A 12,984-nucleotide genomic window follows, 5' to 3' on the forward strand; every position below is an offset into this window, starting at 1 on the left:
GCGCTGGGCCAGGACCTTGAGCTGCACGTTGGACTTGAATCGTGTGACGAAGCGGGCCTTCTGGGCATCCAGGCTCGCCCACCAGTTGAAGTCGTAATAGCCCTTGTCGAACACGTAGGTGGCCTGTGGCTCGATACCCAGCGTCCGGCCTTCGTCGATGTCGTTGACGTTGGCTGCGCTGAAGCTGCAATGCACCGGCGCCGCCGCCTGCTCGGCATACAGCACATGGACTTTCAGCCCCTGGGAGCGGGTTCGATTGGACAGCGTCCATTCGTCGAAGCCAGGGCCCTTGAGGGTGATCGTGGTGGAGTCCAGCAGGTACAGCAGTTCCTTCCCGTCACGGCGTAACTGCCGGCAGACGCCCGCCATCAGGTAGTGCGCGACCTGGGCGAAGACCTCGGTATTACGGCGTTCGTTGGCGTCGGCCAGGGTGGAACGTCGGATCGGGCCCGTACCCAGGTGATAGTGCTGATGGGGATGGCTGTTGAAGCTGGTTTCAAGCGCCCGCAGGCTGCTCACGCCGGCCAGTTGGGCATACACCATGGCGACCAGGTGATCCCAGCTGCCAAAGCGCTTGCTGTGCTTGTCGGCGCCGTGTTCGGCGACCAGTCGATCGAAGACGTCGCGAGGCAGCGCTTTTAGTACATCGTGAAAACGGCTTATCCTGAACATCTTGCGGGGGCTGTGAGGTTGAGTTGGCGCTCAACGGTTTAACCCGTGCCTTCAGCCCCCGCAAGCCCTCCAGACGCCCCCTCGAAAATATTCCGGACAGTAGTGCGCGAATGCGGGGATCCAATCAGGCAACCCATCGAATCGGCGCGAATGGGTCACTGCCCGTCGCGGAACCGGGTCCAGGTGGCGTCGCGGCTGGTGGCGAGTTTTTCCGGAAGGGGTTCGAGGAGGAACAGGCGGCGCTTGGTTTCGCGGTCCGGGTAGAGGCCGGGGTGGGTTTTCAGGGTTTCGCCGAGGAACTCCCGCGCGTCGACGTTGGCGCTGGGAAACAGGGTTTCGGCGCTGATCCGCGCGGCCACCTGCGGTTGCATCAGGTAGTCGATGAAGCGGTGGGCGAGGTCGGCGCGACGTGCGCTGCTGGGGATCACTAGGTTGTCGATGAACAGGGTGGTGCCTTCCTCGGGGATGATGAAGCGCACCGGCTGGCCGGCGTCGGCGGCGGCCAGGGCATCGCCCATCCAGGCCAGCGCGAGGCACAGCTTGCCGTTCTTCAGGTCGTCGATGTAGCGCTCGCTGTCGATGTAGCGCAGGTGCGGGCGCAGCTCGGCGAGCGCCTGCCCGGCGCGCTGGATCTGCCGGGGCGCGGTGCGGGTCAGGTTATGGCCCTGGTAGTTGAGCAGCACGGCCATCACCTCGGCCTGGGCATCGAGGACGCTGATCCCGCAACTGGACAGGCGCGCGCTCTGCTCCGGATCGAACAGCAGGCTCCAGCTATCCGGCAGCGGACCGCCGAAGGCCGCCTGGGCCTGGGGCTCGTTGACCGCCAGGCCGACCGCGCCCCACAGGTAGGGCAGCGCGTAGCGGTTGCCGGAATCGTCGGCGGCCAGCTTGCTGAGCAGTTGCTTGTCGAGGTGGCTGCGGTTGGGCAGCAGGTTGGAGTCCAGCGGCTGCAGCCGGCCGGCGGCGATCAGCTCGGCGAGGTTGTCGTTGGAAGGTACCGCGACGTCGATGGCTTCGCCGCTGGCCAGCGCCGCCAGCAGCTCCTCGATGGTGCTGTAGGTGTGGTACTCGACCTGGATGCCGGTGTCTTTCTCGAAGTCGACGAGCACCTGCGGATCGATGTAGTCGTTCCAGTTGTAGACGCGGATGGTGTCCCCGGCCTGGGCCAGCAGGGGAGTCAGGACGAACAGCAATGAAGCCAGCAAGCGCGACATATCGACCTCGGTGCGAGCGGCCCGGGTCGGTCCGGGCCGCGACGGTGTGGGATAGGCGCCGGCCTTCACCGCGTGGGGCGGTGCGGGCAGACAGGGTGCTCGGCAGGTGAAAGGTGGAGGGCGGTGTTCTGCCGCCCTCGCGACCTAAAAAAACGCCGGCGGTGAGGCCGGCGTTTTTCGGGGGCGGTGCTTATACGGTGTGCAGGTACCAGTTGTACTCCAGGTCGGAGATCGAGTGCTCGAATTCCGCCAGTTCGCTTTCCTTGCAGGCGACGAAGATATCGATGTACTTCGGATCGATATAGCGCGCCAGTACCTCGTTGTCGTCCAGTTCGCGCAGGGCGTCGCGCAGGTTGTTCGGCAGGCTCTGCTCCAGTTGCTCGTAGGAGTTGCCTTCGATCGGCGGGCCCGGTTCGATCTTGTTGGTCAGGCCGTGGTGAATGCCGGCGAGGATCGCCGCCATCATCAGGTAGGGGTTGGCATCGGCACCGGCGACGCGGTGTTCGATGCGCACCGCTTCCGGCGCGCCGGTCGGCACGCGCAGCGCCACGGTACGGTTGTCCAGGCCCCAGCTCGGCGCGTTGGGCACGTAGAACTGTGCGCCGAAGCGGCGGTAGGAGTTGACGTTCGGGCAGAGGAAGGCCATCGACGCCGGCATGGTTTCCAGCACGCCGCCGAGCGCGTGGCGCAGGGCTTCGTTCTGTTCCGGGTCTTCGCTGGCGAAGATATTGTTGCCGTCCTTGTCGACCAGCGAGATGTGCACGTGCAGGCCGTTGCCGGCCTGGCCCGGGTAGGGCTTGGCCATGAAGGTCGAATCCATCTCGTGGTCGTAGGCGATGTTCTTCACCAGGCGCTTGAGCAGCACCGCATAGTCGCAGGCCTTGAGGGCATCGGCGACGTAGTGCAGGTTGACCTCGAACTGCGCCGGGGCGCTTTCCTTGACGATGGCGTCGGCAGGGATGCCCTGCTCCTTGGCGCCTTCGAGGATGTCCTGCAGGCAATCGGCATATTCGTCGAGGTCATCGATCAGATACACCTGGGTGGAGTGCGGACGCTTGCCGGAGATCGGTGAGCGCGGCGGCTGCGGCCGGCCGTTCACGTTTTCCTGGTCGATCAGGTAGAACTCCAGCTCGAAAGCCGCACAGATGGTCAGGCCCAGTTCGTCGAACTTCTGCACTACCCGGCGCAGCACTTCGCGGGGGTCGGCGAAGAACGGCTCGCCTTCCAGCTCGTGCATGGTCATCAGCAACTGCGCGGTGGGGCGCTTCTGCCATGGCTCGTTGCTCAGGGTATTGGGGATGGGGAAGCAGATGCGGTCGGCGTCGCCGATATCCAGGCCCAGGCCGGTGCTTTCCACCGTGGAGCCGTTGATATCGAGCGCGAAGAGCGAGGCGGGCAGGTTGATGCCTTTCTCGTACACCTTGTGGAGGCTGGTACGTTCGATGCGCTTGCCGCGCACGACGCCATTCATATCTGCAATCAGAAGGTCGACGAACAGGACCTCAGGATGTTCCTTAAGGAACGCGTTCGCTTCGTTAAGCTGAACGGCACGCGGGGGTACCGACATGATGCAACACCTTTTTTGTTAAAAATATCAATCATTCGACTGACACAGCTTGAGTCAATCGCAAACGCCTTTGACTGTCAAGCGAGGGATATTTTGCCCCAAATCAGGGCCTTATCGCCAGTTTTGGGGCATTTCAGGGCATTGCGAGGCCCCGCGGAGCCATGCCCGGCGCGGGGTTCAGTGGGCGTGTGTGTGATTTTTTACGGACGTATTGTGTAAAAAAATGAACAAGGCTAAGCTCGGTCGAAACCCATAACAGCAATAAATCGGGTGTCCCATGGCTCGCCTGCCATTGATTGGCGTCAGCGCTTGTACCAAGCAGATCGGTTCGTACCCCTACCACATCGTCGGCGACAAATATGTGCGCGCGGTGGTGGAGGGCGCCGGAGGGTTGCCATTGGTGATCCCTGCCCTGGGCGAACTGCTCGACCAGGCGGCGTTGCTGGACAGCCTCGACGGGCTGCTGTTCACCGGCTCGCCCTCCAATGTCGAGCCGCACCTTTACGGTGGCCCGGCCAGCGCGCCAGGCACCCTTCACGACCCGGACCGCGACCGTACTACCCTGCCGCTGCTGCGCGCGGCGGTGGCCGCCGGCATCCCGGTGCTCGGCATCTGCCGCGGCTTCCAGGAGATGAACGTGGCGTTCGGCGGCAGCCTGCACCAGAAGGTGCACGAGGTCGGCCCCTTCATGGATCACCGCGAGCCGGAAAACGAGCCGCTGGAGGTCCAGTACGCTCCCAGCCATCCGCTGCAGGTGCAGCCGGGTGGCGTACTCGCCGGCCTCGGCTTGCCGCGCGAGATCCGCGTCAATTCCATACATGGCCAGGGCGTTGATCGTCTGGCGCCGGGCCTGCGTGTCGAGGCTCTGGCCCCTGACGGGCTGATCGAGGCGGTCTCGATCGAGGGAGCCGGGAGCTTTGCCCTCGGGGTGCAATGGCACCCGGAATGGCAGGTACGTGCGAATCCCGATTATCTCGCCATCTTCCAGGCCTTTGGTGAGGCTTGCAGGAAGAGGGCGGGGCAACGCTGAGCTCAGCTATAACAAACTGCAGCTCTCAACCCTGAGGTCTCTATGAGTACCAAGCTCGACCAGCTCACAAGCTGGCTGAAAGAACGCAAAATCACCGAAGTTGAATGCTTGATCAGCGATCTTACCGGCATCGCGCGCGGCAAGATCTCGCCGACCAACAAGTTCCTCGACGAAGGCGGCATGCGCCTGCCCGAAAGCGTGCTGCTGCAGACTGTCACTGGCGACTACGTCGAGGACGACATCTATTACGACCTGCTGGACGAGGCGGACATCGACATGTTCTGCCGTCCCGATGCCGGCGCCGTGTTCGTGGTGCCCTGGGCGCTGGAACCGACCGCGATGGTGATCCACGACACCTTCGACAAGCAGGGCAACCCCATCGAGCTGTCGCCGCGCAACATTCTCAAGAAGGTCCTGAAGCTGTACGCCGACAAGGGCTGGCAGCCGATCGTCGCGCCGGAGATGGAGTTCTACCTGACCAAGCGGGTCGCCGACCCGGACTTCCCGCTGGAGGCGCCGATCGGCCGCTCCGGGCGCCCGGAGACCGGCCGCCAGAGCTTTTCCATCGACGCGGCCAACGAGTTCGACCCGCTGTTCGAGGACATGTACGACTGGTGCGAACTGCAAGGCCTGGACCTCGACACGCTGATCCACGAGGAAGGCCCGGCGCAGATGGAGATCAACTTCCGTCACGGCGAGGCACTGCACCTGGCCGACCAGATCCTGGTGTTCAAGCGCACCATGCGCGAGGCGGCGCTCAAGCACGACGTGGCGGCGACCTTCATGGCCAAGCCGATCACCGACGAGCCGGGCAGCGCCATGCACATCCACCAGAGCGTGGTGGACATCAAGACTGGCAAGAACATCTTCTCCAATCCCGACGGCACCATGAGCGAGCTGTTCCTCCACCACATCGGCGGTCTGCAGAAGTACATCCCCGAACTGCTGCCGCTGTTCGCGCCGAACGTCAACTCGTTCCGCCGCTTCCTGCCCGACACCTCGGCGCCGGTGAACGTCGAATGGGGCGAGGAGAACCGTACCGTGGGGCTGCGCGTGCCGGAGGCCGGGCCGCAGAACCGCCGCGTCGAGAACCGCCTGGCCGGCGCCGACGCCAACCCCTACCTGGTGCTGGCCGCCACCCTGCTGTGCGGCTACATGGGCATGGTCGAGCAGGTCCGGCCCAGCGCGCCGGTCAAGGGGCGCGGCTACGAGCGCCGCAACCTGCGCCTGCCGGTGACCATCGAGAGCGCCCTGGAGCGGATGGAAGCCTGCAAGGATGCGGAAAAGTACCTGGGCGACAAATTCATTCGTGGCTACGTCGCGGTGAAGCGCGCCGAGCACGAGAACTTCAAGCGGGTGATCAGCTCCTGGGAGCGTGAGTTCCTGCTGCTTTCCGTATGAACGAGGGCCGGGGACCCACCTGTCCCCGGCCGGCAACTTCGAGGTGAAGTAATGACCAATCAGATCAACAACCCGCAAACCCGCCAGTGGCAGGAGATGAGCCAGCGTCACCACCTGGCGCCGTTCTCCGACTACAAGCAACTGCACGAGAAGGGTCCGCGGATCATCACCAGGGCCGAAGGCGTGCACCTGTGGGACAGCGAGGGCAACGAGATCCTCGACGGCATGGCCGGCCTGTGGTGCATCGCCGTCGGCTACGGCCGCGAGGAGCTGGTCGAGGCGGCCAGCCGGCAGATGCGCGAGCTGCCGTTCTACAACACCTTCTTCCAGACCGCCCACCCGCCGGTGCTGGAACTGGCCAAGGCGATCTCCGAGATCACCCCGCCGGGCCTGAACCACGTGTTCTTCACCGGCTCCGGCTCGGAAGGCAACGACACCATGCTGCGCCTGGTCCGCCACTACTGGGCGTGCAAGGGCCAGCCGAACAAGAAGGTGATCATCGGCCGGGTCAACGGCTACCACGGTTCCACCGTGGCCGGCGCCAGCCTGGGCGGCATGAAGTTCATGCACGAGCAGGGCGACCTGCCGATCCCGGGCATCGTGCACATCCCGCAGCCGTACTGGTTCGGCGAGGGCGGCGACATGAGCCCCGAGGAGTTCGGCATCTGGGCCGCCGACCAACTGGAGAAGAAGATCCTCGAAGTCGGCGAGGACAACGTCGCCGCCTTCATCGCCGAGCCGATCCAGGGCGCCGGCGGCGTGATCATCCCGCCGGAGAGCTACTGGCCGCGCATCCGCGAGATCCTCGCCAAGTACGACATCCTGTTCGTCGCCGACGAGGTGATCTGCGGCTTCGGGCGCACCGGCGAGTGGTTCGGCAGCGACTACTACGGCAACAGCCCGGACCTGATGACCATCGCCAAGGGCCTGACCTCCGGCTACGTGCCGATGGGCGGCCTGGTGGTCAGCGACAAGGTCTTCGAGGTGATCAACGAGTGCGGCGACTTCAACCACGGCTTCACCTATTCCGGTCACCCTGTGGCCGCCGCGGTGGCCCTGGAGAACATCCGCATCCTGCGCGAAGAGAAGATCATCGAGAAGGTGAAGGCGGAAACGGCACCGTATTTGCAACAGCGTTTGCGTGAGCTGGCCGACCATCCGCTGGTGGGCGAGGTTCGCGGCGTCGGCATGCTCGGTGCAATCGAACTGGTGAAGGACAAGCAGACCCGCGAGCGTTACCCGGAAGAGCTGGCCGTGGGCATGATCTGCCGCGGTCACTGCTTCGCCAACGGGCTGGTCATGCGGGCGGTGGGCGACACCATGATCATCGCGCCGCCGCTGGTGATCAGCCGCGACGAGATCGACGAACTGGTCAGCAAGGCGCGCCTGAGTCTCGACCTCACGCTGAGGGACGTCCAGGCCTGAGGAGACGGGGCGTGCGAGCAATCGGAAAAGTTGTAAACACGCCCCCGACCTTGCCAGACTTCGCCAGTGCGTTGGCCATGCTCACCGGCAGGTGTGGTGGAACGGGTTCCAACGCCTTCCGGACACTTCAAAACAACAGGAGCTGTACGCATGAAAAAATTCGGCAAGTCCCTGCTCGCCTTGTCGCTGATGGGGGCGATGGTTGGCACGGCTCAGGCGCAGGGCAAGGTGCTGCACGTCTACAACTGGTCCGACTACATTGCGGCCGATACCGTTTCCAAGTTCGAGAAGGAAACCGGCATCAAGGTCGTCTACGACGTCTTCGACAGCAACGAGACCCTGGAAGCCAAGCTGCTGGCCGGCAAGTCGGGCTATGACATCGTGGTACCGTCGAACAACTTCCTGGCCAAGCAGATCAAGGCCAAGGTCTACCAGCCGCTGGACAAGTCCAAGCTGCCGAACTGGCAGAACCTCGACACCGCCCTGCTGAAGACCGTGGAAGTCAGCGACCCGGGCAACCAGTACTCGTTCCCCTACATGTGGGGCTCGATCGGCATCGGCTACAACCCGGAGAAGGTCAAGGCGGTGCTCGGCGAGAACGCCCCGGTGGATTCCTGGGACCTGCTGTTCAAGCCGGAGAACATCGAGAAGCTGAAGTCCTGCGGCGTGTCCTTCCTCGACTCGCCGACCGAGGTGCTGCCGATCGCCCTGCACTACCTGGGTCTGAAGCCGGACACCGCCAACCCCAGCGCGGCTGACCTGAAGGCGGCCGAGGACCTGTTCCTGAAGATCCGTCCGCACATCACCTACTTCCACTCCTCGAAGTACATCTCCGACCTGGCCAACGGCAACCTGTGCGTCGCGGTGGGCTACTCGGGCGACGTCTACCAGGCCAAGTCGCGCGCCGAAGAGGCCGGCGACAAGGTGAAGGTCGCGTACAACATTCCGAAAGAAGGCGCCGGTACCTTCTTCGACATGGTCGCCATCCCGGCCGATGCCGAGAACGTCGAATCCGCCTATGCCTTCATGAACTTCCTGATGAAGCCGGAAATCATGGCCGAGATCAGCAACGAGGTGCAGTTCCCGAACGGCAACGCCGCCGCCACCCCGCTGGTGGACGAGGCGATCCGTAACGACCCGGGTATCTACCCGACCGAGGAGACGATGGCCAAGCTGTACGCCTTCCCGGACCTGCCGGCCAAGGCCCAGCGCGCGATGACTCGTAGCTGGACCAAGATCAAGTCCGGCAAGTAAGACGATGACACCCTCCGGCGGGTGCTCCCGCCGGAGACCCGCCAGGAGCGTGTCGCATGCGGTACACCCTTCCCGCCTTGGCGTTGTTCGCGGTACCGGCCCCACCGGGACGGTGTCGGTGGCGGCTCGTGGCCTGCCGCCGGCAATGGCTGGCCGTCGGGAGATGGTCGCAATCACTAACAAGAATGAGGGCTGGCATGTGCGAATTCCCTTCCATAAAACCCTGATCGGCGCATTGGCGATCCTGGGCCTGAGCGCTGGAGCCCAGGCCGAGTCGACCGTGCATGTCTACAACTGGTCGGACTACATTGGCGAGACCACCCTGGCCGACTTCCAGAAGGCCACCGGCATCAAACCCATCTACGACGTCTTCGACTCCAACGAGACCCTCGAAGGCAAGCTGCTGGCTGGCCGCACCGGCTACGACGTGGTGGTGCCTTCCAACCACTTCCTCGGCCGGCAGATCAAGGCCGGCGCATTCCAGAAGCTCGACAAGAGCCTTCTGCCGAACTGGCAGAACCTGGACCCGAAACTGATGAAGCAGCTCGAGGCCAACGACTCGGGCAACGAATACGGCGTGCCCTACCTGTGGGGCACCAACGGCATCGGCTACAACGCCGAGAAAGTAAAAGAGGTGCTCGGCACCGACGAAATCGACTCCTGGGCGGTGCTGTTCGAGCCGGAGAACATCCAGAAACTCAGCAAGTGCGGCGTCGCCATGCTCGACTCCGGTGACGAGATGCTCCCGGCCGTACTGCTGTACCTGGGCCTGGACCCCAACAGCACCGACCCCGAGGACTACAAGAAAGCGGAAGAGAAGCTGCTGGCGGTGCGTCCGTACATCACCTACTTCCACTCCTCGAAGTACATCTCCGACCTGGCCAACGGCGACATCTGCGTGGCGGCCGGTTTCTCCGGCGACATCCTGCAAGCGGCCGACCGCGCCGAAGAGGCCGGCAAGGGTGTGGAAATCAGCTACGTGATTCCCAAGGAAGGCGCCAACCTGTGGTTCGACATCCTCGCCATTCCCAAGGATGCGGCCAACCCGAAGGAGGCGCACGCCTTCATCAACTACCTGCTCGACCCCGAGGTGATCGCCAAGGTCAGCGACTACGTCGGTTACGCCAACCCGAACCTCAAGGCTGGCGAGTTCATGGATGAAGAAGTGCTGAACGACCCCGGGGTCTATCCGCCGCAGGAAGTGCTGGACAAGCTGTTCGTCTCGATCGAGCTGCCGCCGAAGGTCCTGCGCCTGATGACCCGTTCCTGGACCAAGATCAAGTCCGGCAAGTAATCCGCTTTTAGTTATCCAAGCAAGCCCGGCCCTTGCGGCCGGGCCTCACTGAGTTGGGAGTTGTGGTATGGCGATAGCCTCCGGTGCCTACAAGAAAGCCCTCGAGGGTAGCCAGCAACCGAAAGAGGTGCTGGTGAAGATCGACCGGGTCAGTAAACAGTTCGACGAAACCCTGGCGGTCGACAACGTTTCGCTGAACATCAACAAGGGCGAGATCTTCGCCCTGCTCGGCGGCTCCGGTTCGGGCAAGTCGACCCTGCTGCGCATGCTCGCCGGCTTCGAGCGGCCGACCGAAGGCCGCATCTTCCTCGATGGCGTGGACATCACCGACATGCCGCCCTACGAGCGGCCGATCAACATGATGTTCCAGTCCTACGCACTGTTCCCGCACATGAGCGTGGCCGACAACATCGCCTTCGGCCTCAAGCAGGACCGCCTGTCCAAGGCGGAGATCGACGCGCGCGTCAACGAGATGCTCAAGCTGGTGCACATGACCCAGTACGCCAGGCGCAAGCCGCACCAGCTCTCCGGCGGCCAGCGCCAGCGCGTGGCCCTGGCCCGCTCGCTGGCCAAGAGTCCCAAGCTGCTGCTGCTCGACGAGCCGATGGGCGCGCTGGACAAGAAACTGCGCTCGCAGATGCAGCTCGAACTGGTGGAGATCATCGAACGGGTCGGCGTGACCTGCGTGATGGTGACCCACGACCAGGAAGAGGCCATGACCATGGCCCAGCGCATCGCCATCATGCACCTCGGCTGCATCGAGCAGATCGGCAGCCCGGTGGACATCTACGAGACGCCGATCAGCCGCCTGGTCTGTGAATTCATCGGCAACGTCAACCTGTTCGAAGGGCAGATCGTCGAGGACGCCGAAGGCCACGCGCTGATCGAATGCCCGGTGCTGGAGCGCAACATCTACGTCGGCCACGGCGTGACCACCTCGGCGGAAGACAAGAGCATCACCTACGCCATCCGCCCGGAGAAACTGCTGGTCACCACCGAGCAGCCGACCTGCGAGTACAACTGGTCGCGTGGCAAGGTGCACGACATCGCCTATCTCGGCGGCCACTCGGTGTTCTACGTGGAGCTGCCGAGCGGCGCCATCGTCCAGTCCTTCGTCGCCAACGCCGAGCGCCGTGGCACGCGGCCGACCTGGAACGACGAGGTGTTCGTCTGGTGGGAAGACGACAGCGGGGTCGCGTTGCGCTCATGAACATTTCCAGTAGCCTCAAGAAGCGTCTGCCCACGGGGCGGCACGTGGTGATCGGCGTGCCGTTCGCCTGGCTGTTCCTGTTCTTCCTGCTGCCGTTCCTGATCGTCCTGAAGATCAGCCTGGCCGAGGCCGACGTGGCGATTCCGCCGTACACCGAGATCTACACCTGGGCCGAAAACCAGTTGTCGATCGTCCTCAACATGGCCAACTACCAGATCCTCACCGAGGACCAACTGTACCTGGCGGCCTACCTCGGCTCGCTGAAGACCGCCGTGCTCTGCACCCTGCTGTGCCTGCTGCTCGGCTACCCGATGGCCTACGCCATCGCCCGCGCCGACAAGGAAACCCAGACCGTGCTGCTGCTGCTGATCATGATGCCGACCTGGACGGCTATCCTGATCCGCGTCTACGCCTGGATGGGCATCCTCAGCAACAACGGCCTGCTCAACAGCTTCCTGATGGGCATCGGCCTGATCGACAGCCCGCTGCAGATCCTCAACACCAACCTGGCGGTGTACATCGGCGTGGTCTATTCGTACCTGCCGTTCATGGTCCTGCCGCTCTACGCCAACCTGGTCAAGCACGATCCCAGCCTGCTGGAGGCTGCTTCCGACCTGGGTTCGAGCACCTTCAACAGCTTCTGGAAGATCACCGTGCCGCTGTCCAAGAACGGCATCATCGCCGGCTGCATGCTGGTGTTCATCCCGGTGGTCGGCGAATTCGTGATCCCCGAACTGCTCGGCGGACCGGAGACCCTGATGATCGGCAAGGTGCTGTGGCAGGAGTTCTTCAACAACCGCGACTGGCCGGTGGCTTCCGCCCTGGCGGTGGTGATGCTGCTGATCCTGCTGGTGCCGATCATTCTGTTCAACCGTAACCAGGCCAAGGAACTGGAGGGCAAGGTATGAAGCGCTTCAGTTTCTCCACCGTGATGCTCTGGCTGGGCATGCTGTTCATCTACCTGCCGATGGTCATCCTGGTGATCTACTCGTTCAACGCCTCGCGGCTGGTGACGGTGTGGGGCGGCTGGTCGGTGAAGTGGTACGTCGGCCTGCTCGACAACACCCAGTTGATGGGTTCGGTGATGCGCTCCCTGGAGATCGCCCTGTACACCGCGGTCGCCGCGGTGGCGCTGGGCACCCTGGCGGCCTTCGTGCTGACCCGCATCCCGCGCTTCAAGGGCCGCACGCTGTTCGGCGGCATGGTCACCGCGCCGCTGGTGATGCCCGAGGTGATCACCGGTCTGTCGCTGCTGCTGCTGTTCGTGGCCATGGCCCAGTTGATCGGCTGGCCCGCCGAGCGCGGCCTGGTGACCATCTGGATCGCCCACACCACCTTCTGCTCGGCCTACGTGGCGGTGGTGGTGTCGTCGCGGCTGCGCGAGCTGGACCTGTCCATCGAGGAAGCGGCCATGGACCTCGGCGCCAAGCCGTGGAAGGTGTTCTTCCTGATCACCATCCCGATGATCGCGCCGTCGCTGGCGGCGGGGGCGATGATGTCCTTCGCCCTGTCGCTGGACGACCTGGTGCTCGCCAGCTTCGTGTCCGGCCCCGGCTCGACCACCCTGCCGATGGAAGTGTTCTCCGCCGTGCGCCTGGGCGTGAAGCCGGAGATCAACGCCATTGCCAGCCTGATCCTGCTGGTGGTGTCGCTGTTCACCTTCCTCGCCTGGTACTTCACCCGCCGCGCCGAGGAACGCCGCAAGCGGGCGATCCAGCAGGCCATGGAGACCATGGCCGAAGAGGCCTCGGCCAGCAAGGCCAACTGGAAACCGACCACCGGCCAGACCGCCTGACCGGCGCAAAGCCGAAACCACGACGGGCCCTGCGGGGCCCGTTGTTTTTCTAGCCCACACGTAGGAAGGGTTGAGCGAAGCGGTACCCATCGGCATCGGCTCGATGGGTATCGTCGCTACGC

11 protein-coding genes are annotated in these 12,984 nt (G+C 63.8%); 8 read left to right on the plus strand and 3 right to left on the minus strand.

The features are described 5' to 3' along the window. The 3 genes from PSEWESI4_RS00280 to PSEWESI4_RS00290 all read right to left on the minus strand — a co-directional run. Window positions 1-672 (minus strand): IS4 family transposase (locus tag PSEWESI4_RS00280; protein WP_187669190.1); only part of this gene is annotated, 672 nt, incomplete at its 3' end. A gap of 155 nt (window positions 673-827) precedes the next feature. After that, the gene (locus tag PSEWESI4_RS00285; RefSeq protein ID WP_187669191.1) at window positions 828-1,886 is read right to left on the minus strand and encodes an extracellular solute-binding protein; all 1,059 of its coding nucleotides are present in this window, start codon (window positions 1,884-1,886) and stop codon (window positions 828-830) included. Window positions 1,887-2,076: 190 nt separating this feature from the next. Continuing rightward, window positions 2,077-3,453 (minus strand): glutamine synthetase family protein, encoded by a 1,377-nt coding sequence (locus tag PSEWESI4_RS00290; protein ID WP_187669192.1) that lies wholly within the window; start codon window positions 3,451-3,453, stop codon window positions 2,077-2,079. A gap of 277 nt (window positions 3,454-3,730) precedes the next feature. On the opposite strand from PSEWESI4_RS00290, the gene PSEWESI4_RS00295 reads away from it, so the two are divergent. From PSEWESI4_RS00295 to PSEWESI4_RS00330, 8 genes are all read left to right on the plus strand, one after another. After that, window positions 3,731-4,483 (plus strand): gamma-glutamyl-gamma-aminobutyrate hydrolase family protein, encoded by a 753-nt coding sequence (locus PSEWESI4_RS00295; RefSeq protein ID WP_187669193.1) that lies wholly within the window; start codon window positions 3,731-3,733, stop codon window positions 4,481-4,483. 42 nt (window positions 4,484-4,525) lie between these two features. Beyond that, entirely contained in the window at window positions 4,526-5,884 is a 1,359-nt protein-coding gene (locus PSEWESI4_RS00300) for a glutamine synthetase family protein (protein WP_187669194.1), read from the plus strand. Window positions 5,885-5,935: 51 nt separating this feature from the next. After that, window positions 5,936-7,309: an aspartate aminotransferase family protein gene (locus PSEWESI4_RS00305; RefSeq protein ID WP_187669195.1), complete on the plus strand. Its 1,374-nt coding sequence runs from the start codon at window positions 5,936-5,938 to the stop codon at window positions 7,307-7,309. Between the two features lie 150 nt (window positions 7,310-7,459). After that, on the plus strand, window positions 7,460-8,563 hold the full coding sequence (locus PSEWESI4_RS00310) for a polyamine ABC transporter substrate-binding protein (RefSeq protein WP_187669196.1): 1,104 nt from the start codon (window positions 7,460-7,462) through the stop codon (window positions 8,561-8,563). Between the two features lie 163 nt (window positions 8,564-8,726). Further along, complete coding sequence (locus PSEWESI4_RS00315) at window positions 8,727-9,857, plus strand: polyamine ABC transporter substrate-binding protein (protein WP_408004259.1); 1,131 nt, start codon at window positions 8,727-8,729, stop codon at window positions 9,855-9,857. Between the two features lie 67 nt (window positions 9,858-9,924). Further along, window positions 9,925-11,067 carry an ABC transporter ATP-binding protein gene (locus PSEWESI4_RS00320; protein WP_187669198.1) on the plus strand — a complete coding sequence of 381 codons (1,143 nt, stop codon included), beginning with the start codon at window positions 9,925-9,927 and terminating at the stop codon, window positions 11,065-11,067. Then, complete coding sequence (locus PSEWESI4_RS00325; protein WP_456243199.1) at window positions 11,064-11,975, plus strand: ABC transporter permease subunit; 912 nt, start codon at window positions 11,064-11,066, stop codon at window positions 11,973-11,975. The genes PSEWESI4_RS00320 and PSEWESI4_RS00325 overlap by 4 nt, the downstream gene beginning before the upstream one ends. Continuing rightward, window positions 11,972-12,862, plus strand: a complete 891-nt coding sequence (locus PSEWESI4_RS00330; protein WP_187669199.1) for an ABC transporter permease subunit — start codon at window positions 11,972-11,974, stop codon at window positions 12,860-12,862. Before PSEWESI4_RS00325 ends, PSEWESI4_RS00330 begins: the two co-directional genes overlap by 4 nt. The last annotated feature ends 122 nt before the right edge of the window (window positions 12,863-12,984 follow it).

Source organism: Zestomonas carbonaria, from assembly GCF_904061905.1.
In the GTDB taxonomy this organism is placed as follows: domain Bacteria; phylum Pseudomonadota; class Gammaproteobacteria; order Pseudomonadales; family Pseudomonadaceae; genus Aquipseudomonas; species Aquipseudomonas carbonaria.

Excerpts from the sequence above, each read along its gene's own strand:
- PSEWESI4_RS00285 (WP_187669191.1), bottom strand. The coding sequence starts at position 1,886 with ATGTCGCGCTTGCTGGCTTCATTGCTGTTCGTCCTGACTCCCCTGCTG.
- PSEWESI4_RS00290 (WP_187669192.1), bottom strand. The coding sequence starts at position 3,453 with ATGTCGGTACCCCCGCGTGCCGTTCAGCTTAACGAAGCGAACGCGTTC.
- PSEWESI4_RS00295 (WP_187669193.1), top strand. The coding sequence starts at position 3,731 with ATGGCTCGCCTGCCATTGATTGGCGTCAGCGCTTGTACCAAGCAGATC.
- PSEWESI4_RS00300 (WP_187669194.1), top strand. The coding sequence starts at position 4,526 with ATGAGTACCAAGCTCGACCAGCTCACAAGCTGGCTGAAAGAACGCAAA.
- PSEWESI4_RS00305 (WP_187669195.1), top strand. The coding sequence starts at position 5,936 with ATGACCAATCAGATCAACAACCCGCAAACCCGCCAGTGGCAGGAGATG.
- PSEWESI4_RS00310 (WP_187669196.1), top strand. The coding sequence starts at position 7,460 with ATGAAAAAATTCGGCAAGTCCCTGCTCGCCTTGTCGCTGATGGGGGCG.
- PSEWESI4_RS00315 (WP_408004259.1), top strand. The coding sequence starts at position 8,727 with ATGGTCGCAATCACTAACAAGAATGAGGGCTGGCATGTGCGAATTCCC.
- PSEWESI4_RS00320 (WP_187669198.1), top strand. The coding sequence starts at position 9,925 with ATGGCGATAGCCTCCGGTGCCTACAAGAAAGCCCTCGAGGGTAGCCAG.
- PSEWESI4_RS00325 (WP_456243199.1), top strand. The coding sequence starts at position 11,064 with ATGAACATTTCCAGTAGCCTCAAGAAGCGTCTGCCCACGGGGCGGCAC.
- PSEWESI4_RS00330 (WP_187669199.1), top strand. The coding sequence starts at position 11,972 with ATGAAGCGCTTCAGTTTCTCCACCGTGATGCTCTGGCTGGGCATGCTG.